Consider the following 25440-nt stretch of genomic DNA (forward strand, 5'->3'; position numbering starts at 1 on the left):
CTTACGGTAACAGGCTCTTGACGTCGATAGGCTTAGCTTCGTTCTCTGCTTCGCCCTTATCTTTGCCGTCGATTGCCATACCTGCCATCCGGTAGAAGTTATATTCCGGGTATTTGCCCGGACCGGAGATCAGCAGATCCTCTTTCTCGTAAACCAGGTCCTGGCGCTTGTACTCACCCAGCTCGAAATCTGGAGTCAGCTGAATAGCCGTAGTCGGACAGGCTTCTTCGCACAGGCCGCAGAAAATGCAGCGTGAGAAGTTAATGCGGAAAAACTCCGGATACCAGCGGCCATCTTTGGTCTCTGCTTTTTGCAGAGAAATACAGCCTACCGGACACGCTACCGCACACAGGTTACAGGCAACGCAGCGCTCTTCACCGTCTGGATCACGAGTCAGAACGATACGACCACGAAAACGGGGCGGTAGATAGACCGGCTCTTCCGGATACATCTGCGTTTCGCGTTTCGCGAACGCATGCAGGCCGATCATCCAGATACTGCGTACCTGGGTGCCGAAACCTACGAACAATTCTTTTAAGGTCATGGTCTTTGTGTCCCTTATTGCGCCTGCCAGAGAATGACAGCCGCCGTTACCAGCAAGTTGACGAGCGTCAGCGGCAGACAGACTTTCCAGCCGAAGGACATTACCTGGTCATAACGAGGACGCGGTAACGACGCACGAATCAAAATGAACATCATCATGAAGAACGCGGTTTTCAGCGCGAACCAGACGAATGGCGGTAAGAACGGGCCATGCCAGCCACCGAAGAACAGGGTAACCATCAGTGCAGAAATGGTGACGATACCGATGTATTCACCCACGAAGAACAAACCGAATTTCATACCGGAATATTCAATGTGGTAACCGTCGGCCAGTTCCTGCTCGGCTTCTGGCTGGTCAAACGGGTGACGGTGGCACACCGCCACGCCCGCGATGGCAAAGGTGACAAAACCAAAGAACTGCGGAATAACGTTCCAGATATCAGCCTGGTTATTGACGATGTCGGTCATGTTAAATGAACCGGCCTGCGCCACCACGCCCATCAGGGAAAGCCCGAGGAACACTTCGTAACTCAGCGTCTGCGCAGACGCACGCATCGCACCGAGCAGGGAGTATTTGTTGTTACTGGACCAGCCGGCGAACAGCACCGCGTATACCGCGAGGCCCGCCATCATCAGGAAGAACAGGATCCCGATGTTCAGATCAGCAACCACCCAGTTCGGACTCACCGGCACGATGGCGAAAGCCAGCAGTAGCGAGGTAAAGGCGATCATCGGTGCCAGGGTAAAGATGACGCGATCCGAGAATTTCGGGATCCAGTCTTCTTTAAAGAACATCTTGATCATGTCCGCAACCAGCTGGAGCGAACCGCCCCAGCCAACACGGTTCGGTCCGTAACGGTTCTGGAACAGACCCAGCAGACGACGTTCGCCAAAGCTCATGAATGCCCCGCAGGTGACCACCACCAGCAGGATCACGACCGCTTTGAGAATGCTCAGCAGGATCTCAATCAGATCGGGTGTAATCCAACTCATTGTTGTGCCTCCTGCAGATCCTCAAGACGCGCACCTGCCAGAACCGGCGCGATGCCAGGCATACCCATCGGCAAACCAACCTGCCCTGCCGTTAATCCTTCAGCGATTTCAACCGGCAGCGTAACCGTGTTGCCATCGTAGCTGAAAGAAACCCGCGTACCGGCATTAACCCCCAACTTCGCGGCATCAGCCGGGTTGAGTTTGATGTACGGCTGCGGCATACGGGTCTGGAAGACTGGCGCACGCTGGGACATTTCGTCGCTGCCAAACAGATGGTAGTACGGCGCTATACGCCACTGACCATCCTGAGCCTGGAAGCTCGCCGGAACGGTAGTGAAGTAATCCATACCATCTGCAGAAGCTTCGATCAGACGCACGCCCGGATCGCCATGACGCAGTTTACCGCCCACTTCATCCTGGAACTTGTTCCACGCCTGTGGGGAGTTCCAGCCCGGAGCCCAGGCAAACGGAATTTGTGAACGCGGCGCAGACGGTTGGTTGTTCCCTTCCATAGAGAAGGCGAACATAGTGTCTTTGTCCTGCGGCTGGCGCGGTTCGTGTACGCTGATGTTAGCGCGCATTGCGGTACGACCGCTGTAGCGGTGCGGTTCACGAGCCAATTTCTGTCCACGGATACGGAAGCTTGCGTCCGGCGCGGCATCTTTGATACCCGCCAGTTGCGGCAGCTTCTCAACGACCGCGTCAATAACGTGGTCGAGCTGCGTCCAGTCCACTTCGCGGCTCTGCACGGTGCTGTGCAGCGAGTGCAGCCAGCGCCAGCTTTCCAGCATCACAGTGTTACTGTCGTAGTAGGACGGGTCGTAGACCTGGAAGAAACGCTGAGCGCGGCCTTCGTTGTTAATCACCGTACCATCGCTTTCGGCGAAGCTTGCGGCGGAAAGCACCAGATGAGCGTTTTCCATAATTGCCGTACGCTGATGGTCAATGACCAGTACCAGCGGTGCTTTCGCCAGCGCAGCGTTCACACGCGTTGCTGAAGCATGGCGATGCAGGTCATTCTCCAGCACCACAACGGCGTCAGCACGACCTGTTTCCAGCTCGGTCAGCGCATCGTCAAGGGAACCACCGCCAATCATACCCAGGCCCATGCTGTTAACAGAGCGAGCAATCATGGTGATGCCGACGTCTGCGCCACGGCCTTTCAGCGCCTTCGCCACGTTGGCAGCCGCCTGAATCACTTCGGCGCTACCGGCGTTGGTGCCGGAAATAATCAGTGGTTTCTTCGCCCCGGCCAGTGCCTGAACGATAACGTCAATTTTGTTCTGCAGGTCACGGTCGATACCGTCAACCGCCGGAGCGTTGTTATCCAGCGCATGAGCGATAGCGAAACCTAAACGCGCCTGATCTTCAACCGGTGCACGATAGGTCCATGCGGCGATGTCATCCAGACGGGTGTTATCGACGTTGGTAACGAACAGCGGGTGCTTAGCACGCTGGCCGATGTTAAGGATTGCTGCGATCTGCCAGTCAGCCACTTTCTGTGCCGCCGCCATTTCACGCGCTTTACCTTTCACCGCCTGACGCACTGCCAGCGCAACGCGTGCGCCGGTCTGGGTGACATCTTCGCCCAGCACCAGAACCGCATCATAAGATTCGATTTCGCGCAGTGCCGGAGTATGAATCCCGCCGTCACGCAGCACGCTCAGTGCCAGTTGCAGACGTTCCTGCTCGCCCTGGGCGATACCGGTATAGAAGTTATCCGCACCCACCAGTTCACGCAGCGCGAAGTTACTTTCAACGCTGGCGCGCGGGGAGCCGATACCAATTACTTTCTTCGACTGACGCAGAATATCTGCCGCGCCCTGCATCGCCTGCTCGGCGTTCAGCGTGATCAGGTCATCGCCACGACGCTGTACCGGCTGACGCGGACGGTCTTTCAGGTTCACGTAACCATAGCCAAAACGACCACGGTCGCAGAGGAAGTAGTGGTTAACGGTACCGTTATAACGGTTTTCGATACGACGCAGTTCACCGTAGCGCTCGCCCGGGCTGGTGTTACAGCCGATGGAACACTGCTGGCAGATGCTCGGCGCAAACTGCATGTCCCATTTACGGTTATAACGCTCAGAGTGCGTTTTATCGGTGAAGACGCCGGTCGGGCAAATTTCTACCAGGTTACCGGAGAACTCGCTTTCGAGCGTACCGTCTTCCGGGCGGCCAAAGTAGACGTTGTCATGTGCGCCATAGACGCCCAGATCCGCGCCATCGGCGTAATCTTTGTAGTAACGTACGCAGCGATAGCAGGCGATGCAGCGGTTCATTTCGTGAGAGATGAACGGCCCCAGGTCCTGGTTACGGTGAGTACGCTTCGTGAAGCGGTAGCGACGGAAGCTGTGACCGGTCATGACGGTCATATCCTGCAGGTGGCAGTTGCCGCCCTCTTCACAGACCGGACAGTCGTGCGGGTGGTTAGTCATCAACCACTCCACGACGCTTTCGCGGAACTGTTTCGCTTCTTCGTCATCAATAGAAATAAAGGTGCCTTCGGTGGCCGGTGTCATACAAGACATCACCAGGCGACCACGCGTGTCTTCCGCGTTTTGATATTGCTTCACCGCACACTGGCGGCAAGCACCGACGCTTCCCAGCGCCGGGTGCCAGCAAAAGTACGGAATATCAAGGCCGAGAGACAGACAAGCTTCCAGCAGGTTGTCCGCTCCGTTGACCTCATATTCTTTGCCGTCTACATGAATCGTAGCCATAGTCAGCATGCTTCCAGTTGGCTCGGTCGTAACCGAGCGTTAATCGAATTTCTTATCGCGACACAGGGCTAACCCTGTAATCACCAGCGCTCTTTCAGCAGGTTCGGCTGAATACCACCAATCTGATGGGTATTGCTGAAGGACTGCTTGATGCCAGCTTCGAATTCTTCGCGGAAATATTTAATGGCGCTCTGCAGCGGTTCCACTGCACCCGGTGCGTGTGCACAGAAGGTTTTACCCGGGCCGAGGAAACGACACAGTTGCTCAAGTGTCTCGATATCCCCAGGCTGGCCTTCGCCACGCTCCAGCGCACGCAGAATTTTCACACTCCACGGCAGACCGTCACGGCACGGCGTACACCAGCCGCAAGACTCGCGGGCAAAGAACTCTTCGAGGTTACGCACCAAAGGAACCATGCCAATCTCGTGATCGACAGCCATGGCCAGCGCGGTGCCCAGACGGCTACCTGCTTTACCAATGCTTTCGAATTCCATCGGCAGATCGAGGTGTGCTTCGGTCAGGAAGTCAGTCCCTGCGCCGCCAGGCTGCCAGGCTTTGAACTTCAGTCCATCGCGCATGCCGCCCGCGTAATCTTCGAGGATCTCACGCGCGGTAGTACCGAAAGGCAGTTCCCACAGGCCAGGATTCTTCACGCGACCAGAGAAGCCCATCAGCTTGGTGCCCGCGTCTTTGCTCTTCGAAATGTTCTGGTACCACTCCACGCCGTTCGCGAGGATAGCCGGTACGTTACACAGGGTTTCGACGTTGTTCACGCAGGTCGGCTTACCCCATGCGCCAGAGCTTGCCGGGAACGGCGGCTTGGAACGTGGGTTAGCACGGCGACCTTCGAGGGAGTTGATCAGCGCGGTTTCTTCACCGCAGATGTAACGCCCTGCCCCGGTGTGGACAAACAGTTCGAAGTCGAAACCGGTGCCCATAATGTTTTTGCCAAGCAGACCGGCTTCGGTCGCTTCGGCAATTGCGCGACGCAGATGCACGGCGGCTTCGATATATTCACCGCGCAGGAAGATGTAACCACGGTACGCTTTCAGCGCAAACGCGGAAATCAGCATGCCTTCCACCAGCAGGTGCGGCAGCTGTTCCATCAGCAGACGGTCTTTATAGGTGCCCGGCTCCATTTCATCGGCGTTACACAGCAGGTAACGGATGTTCATAGATTCGTCTTTCGGCATCAGGCTCCACTTCAGACCGGTGGAAAAGCCCGCGCCGCCGCGCCCTTTCAGGCCAGCGTCTTTTACCTGATTAACGATTTCGTCCGGTGACAGCCCGGTCAGGGCCTTACGCGCACCTTCGTAGCCGTTCTTGCTACGGTATTCGTCCAGCCAGACCGGCTGTTTGTCATCACGCAGACGCCAGGTCAGCGGATGGGTTTCGGGAGTACGGATAATGTCTTTCATTTATACCGCTCCAGTAGTTCGGGAATGCCTTCCGGGGTCAGGTGAGCGTGAGTATCCTCATCGATCATCATGTTTGGCCCTTTATCGCAGTTCCCCAGGCAACAGGTCGGCAGCAGCGTAAAGCGACCATCAAAGGTCGTCTGCCCCGGCTTGATGTTGAGTTTTTTCTCAAGCGCGGCCTGGATCCCCTGGTAGCCGTTGATATGGCACACCACGCTGTCGCAATAGCGGATCACGTGGCGACCTACCGGCTGGCGGAAGATCTGGCTATAAAACGTAGCAACACCTTCTACGTCGCTTGCCGGAATACCCAGCACATCAGCGATCGCATAGATCGCCCCATCCGGCACCCAGCCACGCTGTTTCTGAACGATTTTCAGCGCTTCAATGGACGCCGCACGCGGGTCTTCGTAGTGGTGCTTCTCGTGCTCAATCGCTTCACGCTCAGCCGCACTCAGCTCAAAAGCCTCGGTTTGTGGTTGTTGATTCTCGTGCATAATTAGCGGTCCACATCTGACATAACAAAATCGATACTACCCAGATGGACGATTAAGTCGGACACCAGGCTGCCACGTACCGCTACCGGGATCTGCTGCAGGTGCGCATAGCTCGGGGTACGGATACGGGTACGGTAACTCATGGTGCTGCCATCGCTGGTCAGGTAGTAACTGTTGATACCCTTGGTCGCTTCCACCATCTGGAAGGACTCGTTTGCCGGCATAACCGGGCCCCACGAAACCTGCAGGAAGTGGGTGATAAGGGTTTCGATATGTTGCAGCGTGCGCTCTTTCGGCGGCGGCGTCGTCAGCGGGTGATCCGCTTTGAACGGGCCTTCCGGCATGTTATTGAGGCACTGCTCAAGAATGCGCAGACTCTGGCGCAGCTCTTCAACTTTCAGCATCACGCGGGTATAGCAGTCAGAAACGCCGCCGCCAACCGGGACTTCAAAGTCAAAGTTTTCGTAGCCAGAGTACGGACGCGCTTTACGCACGTCGAAATCAATACCGGTCGCGCGCAGCGCAGCACCGGTACAACCCCAGTCCAGCGCTTCTTTCTTACCGTAAGCGGCAACGCCCTGCGAACGGCCTTTCAGGATGGTGTTACGCAGTGCGGCTTTCTCGTAAGAATCCAGACGTTTTGGCATCCAGTCGAGGAAGTCACGCAGCAGCTTGTCCCAACCGCGCGGCAGATCGTGTGCCACACCGCCGATACGGAACCAGGCCGGGTGCATACGGAAACCGGTGATCGCTTCCACCACGTCATAGATTTTCTGACGGTCGGTAAAGGCGAAGAATACCGGGGTCATCGCGCCGACGTCCTGAATGAACGTGGAGATGTACAGCAGGTGGCTGTTGATACGGAACAGTTCGGACAACATCACGCGAATCACGTTGACGCGATCCGGCGTGGTGATACCAGCCAGCTTCTCAACGGCCAGTACGTAAGGCATTTCGTTTACGCAGCCGCCGAGGTACTCAATACGGTCGGTGTACGGAATGTAGCTGTGCCAGGACTGACGTTCACCCATCTTTTCAGCGCCACGGTGGTGGTAGCCGATGTCAGGTACGCAGTCGACGATTTCTTCGCCATCAAGCTGCAGCACAATACGGAAAGCACCGTGAGAAGACGGGTGGTTAGGACCGAGGTTGAGGAACATGAAGTCCTCGTTTTCGGTGCTACGCTTCATACCCCAATCTTCTGGTTTGAAGGTCAGCGCTTCCATTTCCAGATCCTGTTTGGCTTTAGTCAGCTCAAACGGATCGAATTCGGTCGCACGCGCCGGGTAGTCTTTACGCAGCGGATGACCTTCCCAGGTATGCGGCATCAGCAGACGCGTCAGGTGCGGGTGACCTTCGATATCGATGCCAAACATTTCCCAGGTTTCACGCTCATACCAGTTGGCGTTCGGGAACAGTTTGGTGAAAGTCGGTACGCGCAGATCGTTTTCAGACAAAGCCACCTTGAGCATGATATCGCGATTGCGTTCAATGGAGATCAGGTGATAGAAAACGGAAAAATCCGCGGCAGGTAACCCTTCGCGGTGCGTACGCAGACGTTCGTCCATGCCGTGTAAGTCAAACAGCATGACGTAAGGTTTCGGCAGTCTCTTTAAGAAATCGCCAACTTCCAGTAATTGTTCACGCTTGACCCAAACAACGGGTACCCCGGTGCGAGTCGCCTGAACGGTAAAGGCATCCGGCCCAAAACGGTTGCGCAGTTCGCCAATGACCGGGTCATCAAGGTGATCCCGTGTTTGCCATACGGCGTCTTGCGCGGTTAAGTCGGTCATATTGTTCACCATTGCAAATGGTCCGTGGTGGTCGGCAGTGCTTCGCGCTATTTATGTAGTGATAAGCGAAGGAAGTGCTGCTGCCGACAGGCGCAAATTAAATCTCGTCTGGTGTACGAAGATTCGTTACAGCAATACGTTCGCCGCGTTTACGCTCGCGTTCTGACTGCATATTGGCGCGATAAACGCCCTGATCGCCAACCACCCAGGAGAGCGGACGGCGTTCTTTGCCAATGGAATCTTGCAGCAGCATCAGAGCCTGCATATACGCTTCTGGGCGCGGCGGACATCCCGGGATGTACACATCGACCGGAATAAATTTATCAACGCCCTGCACCACAGAATAGATGTCGTACATACCGCCGGAGTTGGCGCATGCGCCCATGGAAATAACCCATTTCGGTTCCAGCATCTGATCGTAGAGGCGCTGAATAACTGGCGCCATTTTGGTAAAGCAGGTTCCGGCTACGACCATCAGGTCAGCCTGACGCGGCGATGCACGCAGTACTTCCGCACCAAAACGGGCCACATCGTGCACGGCGGTAAACGAGGTCACCATCTCAACGTAGCAGCAGGAAAGGCCAAAGTTATATGGCCAAATTGAGTTTTTACGGCCCCAGTTAACCATGTCATGCAGTTTGCCCATGAACACGTTTTTGTTAACTTCTTGTTCCAGGGGGTCGGTTACGATCTCCTGTTTTTGCAGGGGGTAACGGTCGTTCTCACCGTTAGGATCTATGCGGGTGAGCGTATAATCCATCTTAATGCCTCGCGGTTAGCGTTGACGATTAGCGATACTGTTCGTTTCCGGGTTCATACGCTCGCGGCGTGAACGCGCGGGCGTCCAGTCCAGCGCGCCAATACGCACCAGATAAACCAGACCTGCCAGTAACACAAAAATAAAAATTGCAGCTTCCACAAAGCCAATCCAACCGCTTTCACGGATAGAAGTTGACCATGCGAACAGATACAGCGCTTCAACGTCGAAGATAACGAAGAACATGGCTACCAGATAAAACTTGGCAGACAGGCGCAGGCGGGCGGTGCCGACCGAGTCGATACCTGATTCAAACGGCACGTTTTTAGATCTCGCGCGTGCGCGACCCCCTAAAAACCAGCCGCCGACGAGCATCAGGCAGCACAGGCCAATGGCAACGATAAGAAAGATAGCGAATGCCCAGTGATGAGCGATGATTTCAGTGGATGTTGACATACTCATTGCTTACTCATCAAAAGTAGCGCCAAATTCTCTGCTCTTTTCGGCAGATGAACGCCACATCGATTCATGGGGAGGAATAAAAAAAACCTTACAATCACTGTGAAAAATCATTTTATACAGCTAATTGATGGGGTTTTTTACTCCTTTCTATAACCTTTTGTCAACTTTAACAAAAGTTTCCTCACATTATTTTACACTGTTCCAACTTCATTAACATAAAGTGCTCTTTAGACCCATTTCGATTGCATCATCGGTCATTTTTAATGTTGTTGAATCGTGTCCGTAGTGAAGTAAAAAAGATAATACACGTCTATTTTGACAGGAATTCACCCAGATGCCTCCCCCTAAATGGGAGTATTTTCTTGATCTGTGACACGCTTTTGTTAATTCACCATAAAAAACAGCAACAATTTCTCTAGTTTTTTAACATGGAAACATTTGGTAACTCAGCTGATTATTTTTCACTCTATTGTCAGTCTGTTTTTTTACCTGCTGATTTTGTTAAGTTTTAGTATATCAATGAACAGAAAGCAGTAATATTTGCATAAAAAAAGAGCCGCTGGATGTTTTTTCATCATCAGTGGCTCTTTTTTACACTTACATTTTAAAACGTTTTTTTGTGACGCTTTACTCAAAGTCGCCTTCAACAATCAGCGAGTCATCTCCCCCTTCAGGGGTAAACTGATTGTATTGCCAAGGATTTTGATATGTCTGCATCGACTTAAAGATAACCTGAGCTAATTCATTTTGCGTGGCCGGATCGCTGCACAACAGATACTCGGTATCAGGCAGAGGTGGCAATCCGTCCGCCGCACCCAGTACGCGTAAATCCGGGCTCATCATTTCGACAGGACGGGCAGTAACGCCCAGCCCTGCTTTTACCGCCGCGCGGACCGCAGGCAATGTTGAAGCGACATAAGCCAAACGCCACGGGATCTGTGCAGCATTCAACGTCGCCAGCACGATATCGCGAAACGGGCTGGGATCGTCCAGCAGAACTAACGGCACCGGTTCCCCTTTTTGCAGGATATATTCGGCTGCGCAATACCAGTGCGTCGGTGAAGTTCGCAAATTCAGGCACTCAAAATCGCCAGGTCGGTTAGTGGTGACCACTAAATCCACTTCTTGCGACTTAAGCATCTCCACCATGTAGGCGTTGCGTTTCACTCTGACATCCAGTGCAAGTTTCGGATAAACCGAACTTATACGGTTAAGCAGAAAAGGGAGTATGGTATCGGCGGATTCATCAGAAGCACCGATAGTTAACACCCCCTGAAGATTGTTAAACATCAATGATGAGCATGCCTCATCATTAAATCGCAGTATTTTCCTGGCGTAACCCAACAGCTGGATACCATGCTCGGTCAGCAGTTTGTTGCGTCCATGGCGCGCGAACAACTCTTTCCCCACAAGTTGTTCAAGACGCTGCATTTGCTGACTTACCGCAGACTGAGTTCGACATACCGCAGCTGCCGCAGCCGCAAAGGTATTCAGGTCGGCAACAGCAACAAAGGTTCTCAGCAGATCGAGGTCGAGGTTAATTATCGGACGATTTGCATTTATCATAGTTTTTCACTTACTCGCGGGTCATACCGGGTTAATGCTGTGCATTCAGAATCAAACAACTCCATTTGTAATGTGCCTCCCTTCAGTTTCGCTTAGTGTAACCAAGTGAAAATAAGGATGTATTTGGTTTAACAAACGAAACAATTCTCTTTCTGAGCTATTTTAATACCCGTGATATTCATCGGAATATAGCAACGAGAAAGAGCCGTATTTTTAGCTGCTGGATGATTCTGACTAATGGGAAACATGTAAATTTTGTAAATTTAAAAAATAGTTAACGAACAATAATTTACACATTAAAAACTAACTTTTCAGGATGTTAGGAACAACCAACAAACATTTGAATTATCGTAAAATTCGTACCACACACCATTTCATAGGAGTTATCTTAACCTAAAACCACTATATTTATAAGTGTTATCGCGAATAATTCCGGGCAAATTGGTGTTATGTCAGTGCAACGGTTTTCGTATTATTGGCCCACTCAATTTGATGTCGTTTAAATAATAAATAATAATTAATTAAGAATCTCTCAATTCATTAATTATGCTTAACAATGGATTCACACCGTATCACGCAGGGATCAGACCGATAACAGATTTCGCAGGCAAAACCTCAGTATTTTCGAATTACGCCATTCAGCTGAGATCTCGGCTACTTTTTTCTTTACAGGCCTAACTTTTTTTGACCAGACAAATCACCATACCCACACTAACAAAACAAAATATAAACCACAAAAAACACAACAATCCAGATTATTACTCCACAAAAATCACATTACTTAGTTATTAATAGTGAATTATAATCCTCCTGCTTTCCAAAATCTTCTACTAAAGACCCTTCAAAACTCACCGTCGTGGGAGTACATTGTGCTGGGCTGACTTCCACGGCAGGGAGTGGCATTCACAGCTAAAAAGGTCAACGTTCATGTCCCCCATTGAAAAATCCAGCAAATTAGAAAACGTCTGTTATGACATTCGCGGCCCGGTTCTGAAGGAAGCAAAGCGCCTGGAAGAAGAAGGCAACAAAGTTCTGAAACTGAACATCGGCAACCCTGCACCTTTCGGGTTTGAAGCGCCAGATGAAATTTTGGTGGATGTGATCCGCAATTTGCCAACTGCGCAAGGATATTGCGATTCCAAAGGCCTTTATTCAGCCCGCAAAGCAATCATGCAGCATTACCAGGCCCGTGGGATGCGCGACGTAACCGTGGAAGATATCTATATCGGTAACGGCGTATCTGAATTGATTGTGCAGGCCATGCAGGCATTGCTAAACAGTGGGGACGAAATGCTGGTTCCTGCACCTGATTATCCACTATGGACGGCGGCGGTTTCGCTCTCTGGTGGTAATGCCGTGCACTACCTGTGTGACGAATCGTCAGACTGGTTCCCGGACCTGGATGATATCCGCGCCAAAATTACGCCGCGTACCCGTGGGATCGTCATCATCAACCCAAACAACCCAACCGGCGCGGTGTATTCTAAAGAGCTGCTGATGGAGATTGTTGAGATTGCCCGCCAAAACAATCTCATCATCTTTGCGGACGAGATTTACGACAAAATTCTTTACGATGACGCCGAGCACCACTCGATTGCGGCAATGGCCCCTGACCTGCTGACTATTACCTTTAACGGCCTGTCAAAAACCTATCGTGTTGCCGGTTTCCGCCAGGGCTGGATGGTACTGAACGGACCGAAGAAACATGCCAAAGGGTATATCGAAGGCCTTGAGATGCTGGCTTCTATGCGCCTGTGTGCCAACGTTCCGGCACAACATGCCATTCAGACCGCACTGGGTGGATATCAGAGCATCAGCGAATTCATCATGCCAGGCGGACGTCTGTATGAGCAACGTAACCGCGCCTGGGAACTGCTTAATGACATCCCCGGCGTCTCTTGCGTAAAACCGCGCGGTGCGCTGTATATGTTCCCGAAAATTGATGCTAAACGCTTTAATATTCATGACGACCAGAAGATGGTACTCGACTTCCTGTTGCAGGAAAAAGTACTGCTGGTCCAGGGGACGGCATTCAACTGGCCGTGGCCGGATCATTTCCGCATCGTCACGCTACCGCGTATTGACGATATCGAAATGTCGCTGAGTAAATTTGAGCGTTTCCTGTCAGGGTATCGCCAGCTGTAACCACGCAAAGTGCTGCCGGGTTTGCATCCGGTAGCACTCTCTGCGCAAAATACCGTTACTGAAGTCACTGAGTAAGGGTCGTTATGAAGCAGAGCCACTTTTTTGCCCACCTCTCCCGTCTGAAACTCATTAACCGCTGGCCGCTGATGCGCAACGTGCGCACCGAAAACGTGTCCGAACACAGTCTGCAGGTTGCCATGGTTGCCCATGCGCTGGCCGCAATTAAAAACCGTAAATTTGGTGGTCAGGTTAATGCTGAGCGTATTGCCCTGCTGGCGATGTATCACGATGCGTCAGAGGTGTTAACCGGCGATCTCCCTACCCCAGTGAAATATTTCAACTCGCAGATTGCCCAAGAATATAAAGCGATAGAGAAAATTGCCCAACAAAAACTGGTCGATATGGTTCCCGATGAGCTGCGCGATATTTTTGCGCCGCTCATTGATGAACATGCCTTAAGTGAAGAAGAGAGGTCGATTGTTAAACAGGCCGATGCCCTGTGCGCGTATCTGAAGTGCCTGGAAGAACTCTCCGCCGGTAACAACGAATTTCTGCTGGCGAAAACACGTCTGGAAAAAACGCTGGAGTCACGACGCAGCGAAGAGATGGACTACTTTATGGACGTGTTCGTCCCGAGTTTTCACCTTTCATTAGATGAAATCAGTCAGGATTCTCCATTGTAAGTTTGCGGCGACACTTCCTTTGTAGGCCGGATGAGGCGTTAGCCGCCATCCGGCACATAAAAATCAAAACGGAAACAGCATCGGGATCATCACCACGCACACCACCATCACAATGATGGTAAACGGCACGCCAATTTTTACGAAATCGCTAAAGCTGTAGTTACCCGGCCCGAGTACCAGTGTGTTTACCGGTGAAGACACTGGCGTCATAAAGGCTGCGGAAGCCGCCATCGCAATCACCATCGCAAAAGGATACGGCGAAACGCCCATCGACTTTGCTGCCGCCAGCGCAATCGGCGCCATCAGTACCGCCGTCGCAGTGTTAGAGATAAATAACCCAATGGTCGCGCACAGCACGAACAGGCAGCCCAGCATCATATACGGGCCGTACCCTCCACCAACGTCCATTAGCCCTTTAACCACCAGATCAACACCGCCCGTTTTCTGTAATGCCAGCGCAAAGGGCATCATTCCGACAATCAAAATAATACTTGGCCAGTGAATGGCTTTATAGGCGCTTTCGGCATCGATGCAGCGGAATTTTCCCATCAGCAAACAGGCGATAATCGCGGCAACCGTATTAGGGATTTCATCGGTAAGCATTAACGCGACCATCAGCACCAGACAGAAAATCGCATGCGGCGCCTGGCTGTGCGCCGGAGAAGCTTCACTGACTTCCACGGGCATATTCAGCACCACGAAATCGCGCCCTTTTTGCCCCAACAAAGTGATGAGTTTCCAGTTACCCACTACCAGAATGATATCGCCCATCAGCAGTGGTTCATCCACCACCGCTCCGGCCAGTGCCGTACCATCACGCTTCAGTCCGACGACATTCAGGCCATAACGCGTACGAAAAGCGATTTCCCGTACCGTTTTGCCGATCAATTCCGATTCAGGGATTAATGAAATCTCGGCCATACCCACGTCAAGCGCCTGCTCGGAGAAGTATTCACCGCGCAGCACCATCGGCTCCAACAGTTGCTCGCTGCAAAATTCACGCAGGTCGACGTCGGCCGCTGACATATCGATCAGCAATACGTCACGGGCACGGAACTCAGAAACCCCGTTAACATCGACAATCACGCGGCGAAAACGCCGCCAGCGTTCAACACCAATCACGTTTGCCCCGTAGCGCTCACGCAATTTCAGATCATCCAGACGTTGGCCAATCATGGGAGAACCCGGGCGAATCGCCAGGCGACGGGCACGCCCTGTCAGGCGATATTCTTTGATCAGATCGCGAAAGGTCCGGCGCTTCCAGCCGTCTCCCGGCTGCCCGGAGTCTTCACCTTTCAGCATAAAACGCATCACCAGCATATAAATTATGCCGAGTACCAACACCACCAGTCCCAGTGGGGTTACGCTAAAAAAGCTAAAACCGTTAAGTCCTTCACGTAACAATTCACTGTTGACGACCAGGTTCGGCGGGGTTGCCACCAGCGTCATCATGCCGCTTATCAATCCGGCAAAGCTCAATGGCATCATCAGGCGTGAGGGGGAGATTTGCATGCGCATGGAAACGCTTAAGACAACCGGAATAAAGATGGCGACCACACCGGTCGAACTCATGAAGGCACCGAGTCCGGCTACGGTTATCATCAGCAACACCAGCATTTTAACTTCACTGCTGCCAGCGACCTTCACCAGCCAGGCACCCATTACCGTCGCCACGCCGGTACGCACCAGACCGTCGCCGATAATGAATAAAGCCGCTATCAAAATAACGTTAGGATCGCTGAACCCGGAAAAAGCCTCTGTGATGCTCAATGTTCCGCTCAGAACAAAGGCAATAATGACCAGCAAAGCGACCGCGTCCATACGCACTCTGCCAGTTGCAAACAAGACGACGGCAATCGCCAGCAATGAGAGAACCCATATCAATTCACCGTTCACAACATATCCTTGTTAAATGAGAGGGATGGGCTGATTCTGCCATAAAAAAGCCCCAACAATCTGGGGCTAAATCATGATCAGGTATTTCTTATAACGACCACATTTCCGTTGGGTTGTTTGGTCACAGAAATATGTTCCAGACTGGTCAGCGAAAAATCAACCTCGTCCAGACGTGGCGTATCCGCTGGCGCGTTAACCGCGATGACATGACACCCAGCAGCCAATCCTGAGAGCACCCCGGCGGGGGCATCTTCCACGACTGCACATTCCTGCGGTGCCAGGCCCAGAAGCTGAGCACCTAACAGATACGCGTCTGGCTCTGGTTTCCCTCTTTTTACCCGCTCGGCGGTGACAAACACTTCAGGAGCAGGAAGCCCGGCAACACGATGACGCGCACGTGCGACTGGCATAGAACCGGAGGTCACAATCGCCCATGGAATACCTGCTTTATTGAGATGGTTGAGTAAATCAACTGCCCCCGGCAGCGCGGTGATCCCGGCGGTTTCCGTCGCTTCGATCTGCTCCAGACGGGTAAATTCCGCGGCGATCTCTGCCTCAGACTTGCCCACCATAAAGTGTCGCAGGGAGGTAATGGCCTGCTTACCATGAATAAAGCCGAGTACCTCGGCGTGATCGAGGCCGAAGCGATCGGCCCAGTTGCACCACGCACGCTCTACTGCGGGTAAGGAATCGACCAGCGTTCCATCCAGATCAAACAGAAAACCTTTGCACTGCACGCTCGCCCCCTCAGGCATTAATGATTTGGTTAATTTCATTCGCGCTCAGGTGATACTGACGCGGGCAAGAGTGCCAAACATTCAGCATACGCTGATATTTTTCCCACATTGGGGTCTGGGCGTTGAAGCCATGCGTACCCGCATCAAAGTGGGTGTAACGACCTTCCACATTGACCATAAAACGAACGTACCCGAGGAAACGGGCTTCCGTTGCGGCGTCAAAACCGAGGAAGGTCACGCGACGCTCATCAATAGCCTGCGCATCCTTAAGATTAGTCCAGGACACATGTAATGCGTGATACATCTCCATAATATCGATAATCGTACGACAGGTTTCTTCCGTCAGTTCACCAAACTCACGATCCAGCTCACGCATCTGCAAGCCGTAACCGCGTTCAATAATCGTCTGCAAACGACGATAACGCTCGGCGTTAGTTGGATCGAGCATAGTCATCATTTTGTACTGATTCGACAAAATCAGACGTTGAGCGTTGGTCATTTCCATTTGGGACTCCTGTATCACTACTACTGAGATGAAAAAAAGAAGGCATCTTGTGCCTTCTTTTATATGCGTAATCAGGGGTCAATTACAAATCATCAAGGAAAGTTTTATCCAGTTGTTTGAAGGCGCGCTTAAGCGTGTCAGCCAGCGCCTGGTAATCCGGCTTTCCTTCTACCGGAGAGAGCGCCTGCCCAGCTTCTTGCAATTTACCCCGAACTTCGTAGAACCAATTGAGAATTGAAGGGGGCAGCGGCGTTACGGAACGTTTTCCCAGCCACCACATCCCCTGCATCGGCAGGCTAAGCGCAAACAGCGCAGTCGCCACGGCCGGGCCCAACTGCCCTCCTAACGCAATTTGCCAACATAAGGTGAAGACGGCGATAGGCGGCATAAAACGAATCGCGTAACGCGTCATGCGGATCACGCGGTTCTCAACAAACACGGGCGCAAGGCGCTTTTCCATTGGCCACGTCTTTGCATAGTGCTGCCCCCGGCGAAACAAGCTAAAAAAATTGACGGAGCGATTATCCGGTGTCGACATGGCGGTTACCTCAACTTCACATATAAAAATTAAAAAATTTGTGCAAAACAACAACTACATGGGACATCGTTCAAAACATTTTGTCTTTGATACCCACATTCAGGTATCCTGTGCCGGCCTGTAAGGCCTGTAGTCCAAAATCATTGAGTCGTCAAATTGGCATACATTATGCCATTGCCTGAAAAATACGCAAAATGACATAGACTCAAAGGTATTTATTCCATCGTGCCCAAAAAGACTATGGCGCATGATGTTAATCATAAACGTCGGTGTCATCATGCGCTACGCTCTATGACTCCCTGACGTTTTTTTAGCCACGTATCATAAATAGGTACTTCCATGTCGAGTAAGTTAGTACTGGTTCTGAACTGCGGTAGCTCCTCACTGAAATTTGCCATCATCGATGCAGTAAACGGTGAAGAATACCTCTCTGGTTTAGCCGAATGTTTCCATCTCCCAGAAGCACGTATCAAGTGGAAAATGGACGGCGGTAAACAAGAAGCGGCTTTAGGTGCAGGCGCCGCTCACAGTGAAGCGCTGAACTTTATCGTTAACACTATTCTGGCACAAAAACCAGAATTGTCTGCGCAATTGACCGCTATTGGTCACCGTATCGTACACGGCGGCGAGAAGTACACCAGCTCCGTGGTTATCGATGATTCCGTTATTCAGGGCATCAAAGATTCTGCCTCTTTCGCACCGCTGCATAACCCGGCTCACCTGATCGGTATCGCAGAAGCGCTGAAATCCTTCCCTAATCTGAAAGACAAAAACGTGGCTGTATTCGACACCGCGTTCCATCAGACTATGCCGGAAGAGTCTTACCTCTATGCTCTGCCGTACAGCCTGTACAAAGAACATGGCGTTCGTCGTTACGGCGCGCACGGTACCAGCCACTTCTTCGTCACTCAGGAAGCGGCAAAAGTGCTGAACAAACCGGTTGAAGAGCTGAACATCATCACTTGCCACCTGGGCAATGGCGGTTCTGTATCTGCTATCCGTAACGGTAAATGTGTTGATACCTCCATGGGTCTGACCCCGCTGGAAGGTCTGGTGATGGGTACGCGTTCCGGTGACATCGATCCGGCGATCATCTTCCACCTGCACGATACCCTGGGCATGAGCGTTGACCAGATCAACAAAATGCTGACCAAAGAGTCCGGCCTGCTGGGTCTGACCGAAGTCACCAGCGACTGCCGTTATGTTGAAGATAACTACGCTACTAAAGAAGACGCTAAACGTGCAATGGACGTTTACTGCCACCGTCTGGCGAAATACATCGGTTCTTACACTGCGCTGATGGATGGTCGTCTGGATGCAGTTGTCTTCACCGGTGGTATCGGTGAAAACGCAGCGATGGTTCGTGAACTGTCTCTGGGCAAACTGGGCGTTCTGGGCTTTGAAGTTGACCACGAACGTAACCTGGCCGCACGTTTCGGCAAATCTGGTTTCATCAACAAAGAAGGTACCCGTCCTGCGCTGGTTATCCCAACCAACGAAGAACTGGTTATCGCGCAAGACGCGAGCCGTCTGACTGCCTGATTTCACACCGCCAGCCTAGCTGGCGGTGCTGTTTTGTAACCCGTCTAAATTGGCGGTAACGAAAGAGGATAAACCGTGTCCCGTATTATTATGCTGATCCCTACCGGAACCAGCGTCGGCCTGACCAGCGTCAGCCTTGGCGTGATCCGCGCAATGGAACGCAAAGGCGTTCGTCTGAGCGTCTTTAAGCCGATCGCTCAACCGCGTGCCGGTGGCGATGCGCCAGACCAGACTACCAGCATCGTCCGTGCTAACTCTTCTCTGCCAGCCGCTGAGCCGCTGAAGATGAGCCACGTTGAATCTTTACTGTCCAGCAATCAGAAAGATGTGCTGATGGAAGAGATCATCGCGAACTACCACGCGAACACCAAAGACGCTGAAGTTGTACTGGTTGAAGGCCTGGTCCCAACCCGTAAACATCAGTTCGCGCAGTCTCTGAACTACGAAATCGCGAAAACGCTGAACGCGGAAATCGTCTTCGTTATGTCTCAGGGTACCGACACCCCGGAACAGCTGAACGAGCGTATTGAACTGACTCGCAGCAGCTTCGGCGGCGCGAAAAACACCAACATCACCGGCGTAATCGTTAACAAACTGAACGCACCGGTTGATGAGCAGGGCCGTACTCGCCCGGATCTGTCCGAGATTTTCGACGACTCTTCCAAAGCGAAAGTGATCAAAGTTGATCCGGCTAAACTGCAAGAATCCAGTCCGCTGCCGGTTCTGGGCGCGGTGCCATGGAGCTTCGATCTGATCGCTACCCGTGCAATCGATATGGCGCGTCACCTGAACGCCACCATCGTTAACGAAGGCGATATCAACACCCGTCGCGTGAAGTCTGTGACGTTCTGCGCACGCAGCATTCCGCACATGCTGGAGCACTTCCGCGCAGGTTCTCTGCTGGTGACTTCTGCCGACCGTCCTGACGTGCTGGTTGCAGCATGTCTGGCTGCTATGAACGGCGTAGAAATCGGTGCTCTGCTGCTGACTGGCGGCTACGAAATGGACGCGCGCATCACTAAACTGTGCGAACGTGCATTTGAAACTGGCCTGCCGGTATTCATGGTAAACACCAACACCTGGCAGACCTCTCTGAGCCTGCAGAGCTTCAACCTGGAAGTTCCGGTTGACGATCACGAGCGCATTGAGAAAGTTCAGGAATACGTTGCTAACTACATCAACGCTGACTGGATTGAATCCCTGACTGCAACCTCTGAGCGTAGCCGTCGTCTGTCTCCGCCAGCGTTCCGTTATCAGTTGACCGAGCTGGCGCGCAAAGCGGGCAAACGCGTTGTTCTGCCGGAAGGCGACGAACCGCGTACCGTTAAAGCGGCAGCCATCTGTGCTGAACGTGGTATCGCAACCTGCGTACTGCTGGGTAACCCGGATGAGATCACCCGCGTTGCAGCCTCTCAGGGCGTTGAACTGGGCGCTGGCGTAGAAATCGTTGATCCAGATGTGGTTCGCGAAAGCTACGTTGCTCGCCTGGTCGAACTGCGTAAAAACAAAGGTATGACCGAAACCGTTGCCCGCGAACAGCTGGAAGACAACGTGGTTCTCGGTACCCTGATGCTGGAACAGGACGATGTTGACGGTCTGGTTTCTGGTGCAGTACACACCACCGCGAACACCATCCGTCCGCCGCTGCAGCTGATCAAAACTGCACCGGGTAGCTCTCTGGTGTCTTCCGTGTTCTTCATGCTGCTGCCGGATCAGGTTTACGTTTACGGCGACTGCGCGATCAACCCGGATCCGACTGCAGAGCAGCTGGCAGAAATCGCGATTCAGTCCGCTGATTCCGCAATTGCCTTCGGTATCGAACCGCGCGTAGCGATGCTCTCCTACTCCACCGGTACTTCTGGTGCAGGTAGTGACGTAGAGAAAGTTCGCGAAGCAACCCGTCTGGCACAGGAAAAACGTCCTGACCTGATGATCGACGGTCCGCTGCAGTACGACGCCGCTGTTATGGCTGACGTAGCGAAATCCAAAGCGCCGAACTCTCCGGTTGCAGGTCGCGCTACCGTGTTCATCTTCCCGGATCTGAACACCGGTAACACCACTTACAAAGCGGTACAGCGTTCTGCCGACCTGATCTCCATCGGGCCAATGCTGCAGGGTATGCGCAAGCCGGTGAACGACCTGTCTCGTGGCGCGCTGGTAGACGATATCGTCTACACCATCGCACTGACCGCGATCCAGTCTTCCCAGCAGCAGTAACCTGCCGAGTGTGCCGGATCTCTTATCCGGCAACACATCTGCTTATCAAACCGGAAATAGCTGATATTTCCGGTTTTTTTATGTCTATTTCCCTTTTGGCATAATCTGAAACATTTGCCTGGATGCGCTGCATCAATGAATAACTATTCTTCTGTTCGCATACTTACTCTCTTTTGCGTTGCAACAGGGATAGTCTTTCATGTCAGCAGTAACAGAATCACAGCCAGCTAAAAAATGGGCGATGCCCGACACGCTGGTGATTATTTTTTTCGTCGCCGTTTTAACCAGTCTGGCGACATGGGTTGTTCCCGTCGGGATGTTCGACAGCCAGGAAGTGCAGTATCAGGTTGATGGACAAACCAAAACCCGTAAGGTGGTTGACCCCCATTCCTTTCGTATTCTGACCAACGACGCAGGTGAAGAGCAGTATCACCGGGTGCAGTTATTCACCACCGGAGATGAACGCCCAGGCCTGATGAATTTCCCGTTTGAAGGATTAACCTCCGGCTCGAAATTCGGCACTGCTGTCGGCATCATTATGTTTATGCTGGTCATTGGCGGCGCATTCGGCATCGTTATGCGTACCGGCACCATTGATAACGGCATCCTGGCGCTCATTCGCCATACGCGGGGCAACGAGGTCCTGTTTATCCCAGTGCTGTTTATTCTCTTCTCCTTAGGCGGCGCGGTGTTTGGCATGGGGGAAGAGGCTGTTGCCTTTGCCATTATCATCGCGCCTTTGATGGTACGGCTAGGTTACGACAGTATCACCACCGTGCTGGTTACCTATATCGCGACTCAGATTGGTTTCGCCAGCTCATGGATGAACCCATTTTGCGTGGTGGTCGCGCAAGGTATTGCGGGGGTACCGGTGCTCTCTGGTTCCGGGCTACGCATCGTGGTCTGGGTGATCGCTACGTTAATCGGGCTGACCTTCACGCTGGCCTATGCGGCGCGTATCAAAAAGAATCCGCTTTTGTCCCGGGTACATGAATCCGACCGCTTCTTTCGCGAGCAGCAGGACGAGGTCGTGGAACGACGCTTCACGCTGGGCGACTGGTTAGTGCTACTGGTGCTGACCGCGGTGATGATTTGGGTTGTCTGGGGCGTTATCGTCAACGCATGGTTTATTCCTGAAATCGCCAGTCAGTTCTTCACGATGGGTCTGGTGATTGGCATTATCGGCGTCGTGTTTCGGCTCAACGGCATGACGCTCAACATCATGGCCTCCTCATTCACTGAGGGCGCACGAATGATGATTGCCCCTGCCCTGCTGGTTGGTTTTGCTAAAGGCATTTTACTGCTGGTCGGTAATGGAGAGGCGGGTGAAGCCAGCGTGTTAAACACTCTGCTGCACAGCATTGCCAATGGCATCAGCGGGCTGGATAACGCCATCGCGGCGTGGTTTATGCTATTGTTCCAGGCAGTATTTAATTTCTTCGTCACTTCCGGCTCTGGTCAGGCTGCGTTAACCATGCCGCTACTGGCACCGCTGGGCGATCTGGTTGGCGTAAACCGTCAGGTCACAGTCCTGGCCTTCCAGTTTGGCGACGGATTCAGTCATATTATCTATCCGACGTCAGCATCTCTGATGGCTACGTTAGGCGTTTGTCGGGTGGATTTTCGTAACTGGCTGAAGGTAGGTGCTACGCTGTTGGGACTGCTGTTTATTATGTCCAGCGTGGTGGTGATTGGCGCGCAGATGATGGGTTACCATTAAAAAGTGTGCGTCCGGCCTACTCGATTTCTCGATGCAGTAGGCCGGATGAACAGAGTTTACTCAGCTTCTTCCTGCTTTTCGGCTTTCGCCCCTTCATTCTTGGCGTTGCGGGTCATCCACAGCGCCAGGGCTTTCAGGGAGTCCGGTGTAAATTCGTCGCAGCGCGCGGTAATTTCTTCCGGCGTCAACCAGCAAACTTCACTGACCTCATCTTCCTGAAGCGCAAACGGTCCGTGGGAAACGCAGCTAAACAACCCACCCCATACGCGACAGTTCTGGTCTTCAAAGTAAAACTGACCATGCTCGGCAAACGGCACGCCCGCAATCCCCAGTTCCTCTTCTGCTTCACGACGCGCTGATTCCAGCATCTGCTCATCAGCCTGAACCACACCGCCTGCGGTGGCATCCAGCATGCCGGGCAAAAAATCTTTTGTCTCAGTGCGACGTTGAACCAGAATTTTGCCCATACCATCATGCACAACGATATACGTTGCACGATGGCGTAAGCGTTGCGCCCGCATTTGTTCCCGGCTGGACTGTGCAATGACTTCGTTGTCTTCATTCACAATATCCACCCATTCAGTACTTGCCAAACGACGCTGTTCCACCATCAGGAAACCTTCTTTTTTCTGGCGCTCTTACGGCGCGTTTATGTTTGTGGGGTAAATTACGGATTAATCTCGACCTGTGCAATAACACTTTGATCATTGAGTGCCATTACGCTGAGAACATTATCATCCAGAATCCCGTAACTTGCCGCAAAGCCCCCTTTCGGGATGCTTACCGAGCCGGGATTGAAATGATAGATACCCTCGCGCCGCTCAGCAACCGGCAGATGAGTATGCCCATAAACCAGAACATCGCCCGCATTGAGCACCGGCATATTTTGCGGGCCAAAAAGGTGTCCGTGCGTCAAAAAGAGTCGCTGGTTTTCTGTCAGAATTTGCTGCCACGGCGCAGTCATCGGAAAATGCAGGAGCATCTGATCCACTTCGCTGTCGCAATTACCACGCACCGCAATAATTCGCGATGCCAGCTCATTCAGCCGTTCAGCAACCTGCGCAGGTGCATAGCCTTCTGGAAGCGCATTACGCGGCCCGTGGTTTAAAACATCACCCAATATCACCAGCCATTGCGCGCCGCTTGCAGCAAACCGTTCGAGTACGCGTTCCGTGGCTGGCAACGAACCATGAATGTCCGATGCGAACATCAGTTTCATCACTCACTCCTCGCTGAAAATCACCTTGTAATGATACTGGATTACGGCCCGTTTTTCAGCAGGAACGCTTCGCTGAAAGCGCGATAAAACGCTGTACTGAAGCGCGCTGCCACTGGAAGGTGGCGTATTCCGCAAGCGCTTCTGGAACCTCATCACCATTCAGGACCAGGCGATTAAGCATTAGCGCTAAATCACAGTCAGCGATACACCATTCGCCAAATAAATTCTGCTTACCGTGGCTCAGTAAACTGCTCGCAGTAGCGAACAGTTTTTCCGCACTGGCTTTTCCCGCTTCGCTTAACGGTCCTTTCTTCACGCCAGCAAAAACGACATCTGTTGATCGTTCCTCACGGATAGGCATTAAATCGCTGCGGATCCACGCCTGAACCTGGCGCGCCCGAGCGCGCTTTTGTACATCGTGTGGGTAGATACGCTCCCACTGTGGCGGTGCAAAGCTCTCTTCCAGGAATTCCGTAATCGCTGATGATTCGCTCAGTTCAAAACCATCGATCTCAAGAACCGGTACGCGGCGCGTCAAGGCGTAACCTTGCCATGAAGGATGCAAGTGTTCACCACTATTGAGATCAACGGTTTTCAGCGTGAAAGGTAGCCCCTTCTCTTGCAGAGCGACATAAACAGACAGCACGTAGGGGGAGAAAAAATTGGCATCTGACCACAGCGTAATTGCAGATTTGCTCATAATGTCCTCTGAAGTGTATTGGCTTGCTTTCAAAATATAGAGTCTTTCTCTCGCTGTCACTTGATGAAAACTCACGCACGCCAACAGGCTCTATACTTGTAATGACCCGGTTCATGACAAAACGGATGCTGAAAATGATCGATCTCTATTACACGCCATCGCCAAACGGTCACAAAATCACGCTGTTTCTTGAAGAGGCACAGCTGCAATACCGTCTGATTCATGTCGATATCAGCAAAGGCAGCCAGTTTCGCCCCGATTTTCTGCTGATCTCGCCGAACAATAAAATCCCGGCCATTATCGATCATGCGCCGGAAGATGGCGGAAGGCCCATCAGCTTGTTTGAGTCCGGAGAAATTTTACTCTATCTGGCGGAGAAGAGCGGTAAGCTGCTCAGCGGTGAATTACGCGAACGCCACACCACGCTGCAGTGGCTGTTCTGGCAGGTCAGCGGTCTGGGTCCCATGCTGGGGCAGAATCATCATTTCAGTCATTACGCTCCGCAAACGATCCCTTACGCTATTGAAAGATACCAGGTTGAAACCCAGCGCCTGTACAACGTGATGAATAAACGTCTGGAAACGTCACCCTGGCTGGGAGGCGATCACTACAGCATTGCTGACATTGCCTGCTGGCCGTGGATCCACGCCCATCAGCGTCAGCGCATCGACCTCGACAATTACCCGGCGGTCAATAACTGGCACGAACGCATCCGTACGCGTCCTGCCACGGAACGCGCCATGCAGCAAGCACTGAGTGAGAAGCGGTGACGCAATTCGGTTCTCG

General features: G+C 52.5%; 22 protein-coding genes. 6 read left to right on the forward strand and 16 right to left on the reverse strand.

The genetic code is table 11. From position 1 onward, the window contains the following. Position 1 precedes the first annotated feature (1 nt). The 9 genes from nuoI to lrhA all read right to left on the reverse strand — a co-directional run bounded on the left by nuoI (position 2) and on the right by lrhA (position 10752). Positions 2 to 544 (reverse strand): NADH-quinone oxidoreductase subunit NuoI, encoded by a 543-nt coding sequence (gene nuoI, locus OGY04_RS20555; protein WP_003028062.1) that lies wholly within the window; start codon positions 542 to 544, stop codon positions 2 to 4. A 14-nt stretch (positions 545 to 558) separates the two neighbouring features. After that, the gene (gene nuoH / locus OGY04_RS20560) at positions 559 to 1536 is read right to left on the reverse strand and encodes an NADH-quinone oxidoreductase subunit NuoH (protein ID WP_003028063.1); all 978 of its coding nucleotides are present in this window, start codon (positions 1534 to 1536) and stop codon (positions 559 to 561) included. After that, entirely contained in the window at positions 1533 to 4259 is a 2727-nt protein-coding gene (gene nuoG / locus OGY04_RS20565) for an NADH-quinone oxidoreductase subunit NuoG (protein ID WP_032941985.1), read from the reverse strand. Before nuoG ends, nuoH begins: the two co-directional genes overlap by 4 nt. Before the next feature lie 80 nt (positions 4260 to 4339). Next, positions 4340 to 5677 carry an NADH-quinone oxidoreductase subunit NuoF gene (nuoF, locus tag OGY04_RS20570; protein ID WP_003834753.1) on the reverse strand — a complete coding sequence of 446 codons (1338 nt, stop codon included), beginning with the start codon at positions 5675 to 5677 and terminating at the stop codon, positions 4340 to 4342. Further along, the gene (gene nuoE, locus OGY04_RS20575) at positions 5674 to 6174 is read right to left on the reverse strand and encodes an NADH-quinone oxidoreductase subunit NuoE (RefSeq protein WP_003028069.1); all 501 of its coding nucleotides are present in this window, start codon (positions 6172 to 6174) and stop codon (positions 5674 to 5676) included. The genes nuoF and nuoE overlap by 4 nt, the downstream gene beginning before the upstream one ends. A 2-nt stretch (positions 6175 to 6176) precedes the next feature. Next, on the reverse strand, positions 6177 to 7979 hold the full coding sequence (gene nuoC / locus OGY04_RS20580) for an NADH-quinone oxidoreductase subunit C/D (protein WP_003834757.1): 1803 nt from the start codon (positions 7977 to 7979) through the stop codon (positions 6177 to 6179). Positions 7980 to 8064: 85 nt separating this feature from the next. Then, complete coding sequence (gene nuoB, locus OGY04_RS20585; protein ID WP_003028075.1) at positions 8065 to 8727, reverse strand: NADH-quinone oxidoreductase subunit NuoB; 663 nt, start codon at positions 8725 to 8727, stop codon at positions 8065 to 8067. A gap of 15 nt (positions 8728 to 8742) precedes the next feature. After that, positions 8743 to 9186 carry an NADH-quinone oxidoreductase subunit NuoA gene (nuoA, locus tag OGY04_RS20590; RefSeq protein WP_003028077.1) on the reverse strand — a complete coding sequence of 148 codons (444 nt, stop codon included), beginning with the start codon at positions 9184 to 9186 and terminating at the stop codon, positions 8743 to 8745. 627 nt (positions 9187 to 9813) lie between these two features. Further along, positions 9814 to 10752: a transcriptional regulator LrhA gene (lrhA, locus tag OGY04_RS20595; RefSeq protein ID WP_003834760.1), complete on the reverse strand. Its 939-nt coding sequence runs from the start codon at positions 10750 to 10752 to the stop codon at positions 9814 to 9816. Positions 10753 to 11679: 927 nt separating this feature from the next. On the opposite strand from lrhA, the gene alaA reads away from it, so the two are divergent. Together alaA and yfbR are read left to right on the forward strand one after the other, a co-directional pair. Then, the gene (gene alaA, locus OGY04_RS20600; RefSeq protein ID WP_003028082.1) at positions 11680 to 12897 is read left to right on the forward strand and encodes an alanine transaminase AlaA; all 1218 of its coding nucleotides are present in this window, start codon (positions 11680 to 11682) and stop codon (positions 12895 to 12897) included. Positions 12898 to 12980: 83 nt separating this feature from the next. Further along, positions 12981 to 13580, forward strand: a complete 600-nt coding sequence (yfbR, locus tag OGY04_RS20605) for a 5'-deoxynucleotidase (RefSeq protein ID WP_003028083.1) — start codon at positions 12981 to 12983, stop codon at positions 13578 to 13580. A 63-nt stretch (positions 13581 to 13643) separates the two neighbouring features. On the opposite strand, the gene OGY04_RS20610 is transcribed toward yfbR, so the two are convergent. From OGY04_RS20610 to yfbV, 4 genes are all read right to left on the reverse strand, one after another. Next, on the reverse strand, positions 13644 to 15476 hold the full coding sequence (locus OGY04_RS20610; protein WP_032944084.1) for an SLC13 family permease: 1833 nt from the start codon (positions 15474 to 15476) through the stop codon (positions 13644 to 13646). Between the two features lie 77 nt (positions 15477 to 15553). Continuing rightward, the gene (locus OGY04_RS20615) at positions 15554 to 16231 is read right to left on the reverse strand and encodes a sugar phosphatase (RefSeq protein ID WP_008785348.1); all 678 of its coding nucleotides are present in this window, start codon (positions 16229 to 16231) and stop codon (positions 15554 to 15556) included. Then, the gene (locus OGY04_RS20620; protein WP_003028086.1) at positions 16224 to 16718 is read right to left on the reverse strand and encodes a YfbU family protein; all 495 of its coding nucleotides are present in this window, start codon (positions 16716 to 16718) and stop codon (positions 16224 to 16226) included. Before OGY04_RS20620 ends, OGY04_RS20615 begins: the two co-directional genes overlap by 8 nt. An 82-nt stretch (positions 16719 to 16800) precedes the next feature. Then, positions 16801 to 17256: a terminus macrodomain insulation protein YfbV gene (gene yfbV, locus OGY04_RS20625; RefSeq protein WP_003028087.1), complete on the reverse strand. Its 456-nt coding sequence runs from the start codon at positions 17254 to 17256 to the stop codon at positions 16801 to 16803. A 339-nt stretch (positions 17257 to 17595) separates the two neighbouring features. Between yfbV and ackA the strand changes: the two genes are divergently transcribed. From ackA to yfcC, 3 genes are all read left to right on the forward strand, one after another. Further along, positions 17596 to 18798: an acetate kinase gene (ackA, locus tag OGY04_RS20630; RefSeq protein ID WP_003834770.1), complete on the forward strand. Its 1203-nt coding sequence runs from the start codon at positions 17596 to 17598 to the stop codon at positions 18796 to 18798. Positions 18799 to 18873: 75 nt separating this feature from the next. Then, positions 18874 to 21015, forward strand: coding sequence for a phosphate acetyltransferase (gene pta / locus OGY04_RS20635; protein ID WP_003834771.1), 2142 nt, complete (start codon positions 18874 to 18876; stop codon positions 21013 to 21015). A 199-nt stretch (positions 21016 to 21214) separates the two neighbouring features. Continuing rightward, the gene (gene yfcC / locus OGY04_RS20640) at positions 21215 to 22735 is read left to right on the forward strand and encodes a putative basic amino acid antiporter YfcC (RefSeq protein WP_286585971.1); all 1521 of its coding nucleotides are present in this window, start codon (positions 21215 to 21217) and stop codon (positions 22733 to 22735) included. Positions 22736 to 22791: 56 nt separating this feature from the next. On the opposite strand, the gene yfcD is transcribed toward yfcC, so the two are convergent. From yfcD to yfcF, 3 genes are read right to left on the reverse strand one after another with little or no spacing between them, the layout of a single operon-like run. Further along, positions 22792 to 23346 carry an NUDIX hydrolase YfcD gene (gene yfcD, locus OGY04_RS20645; protein WP_003834775.1) on the reverse strand — a complete coding sequence of 185 codons (555 nt, stop codon included), beginning with the start codon at positions 23344 to 23346 and terminating at the stop codon, positions 22792 to 22794. A gap of 56 nt (positions 23347 to 23402) precedes the next feature. Then, positions 23403 to 23954, reverse strand: a complete 552-nt coding sequence (yfcE, locus tag OGY04_RS20650) for a phosphodiesterase (RefSeq protein ID WP_008785353.1) — start codon at positions 23952 to 23954, stop codon at positions 23403 to 23405. A 55-nt stretch (positions 23955 to 24009) separates the two neighbouring features. After that, on the reverse strand, positions 24010 to 24654 hold the full coding sequence (gene yfcF / locus OGY04_RS20655; RefSeq protein WP_003834778.1) for a glutathione transferase: 645 nt from the start codon (positions 24652 to 24654) through the stop codon (positions 24010 to 24012). Positions 24655 to 24788: 134 nt separating this feature from the next. Between yfcF and yfcG the strand changes: the two genes are divergently transcribed. Continuing rightward, positions 24789 to 25424 carry a GSH-dependent disulfide bond oxidoreductase gene (gene yfcG, locus OGY04_RS20660; protein WP_020996685.1) on the forward strand — a complete coding sequence of 212 codons (636 nt, stop codon included), beginning with the start codon at positions 24789 to 24791 and terminating at the stop codon, positions 25422 to 25424. The last annotated feature ends 16 nt before the right edge of the window (positions 25425 to 25440 follow it).

Source organism: Citrobacter sp. Cpo091 (genome assembly GCF_030332645.1).
GTDB lineage: Bacteria > Pseudomonadota > Gammaproteobacteria > Enterobacterales > Enterobacteriaceae > Citrobacter > Citrobacter portucalensis.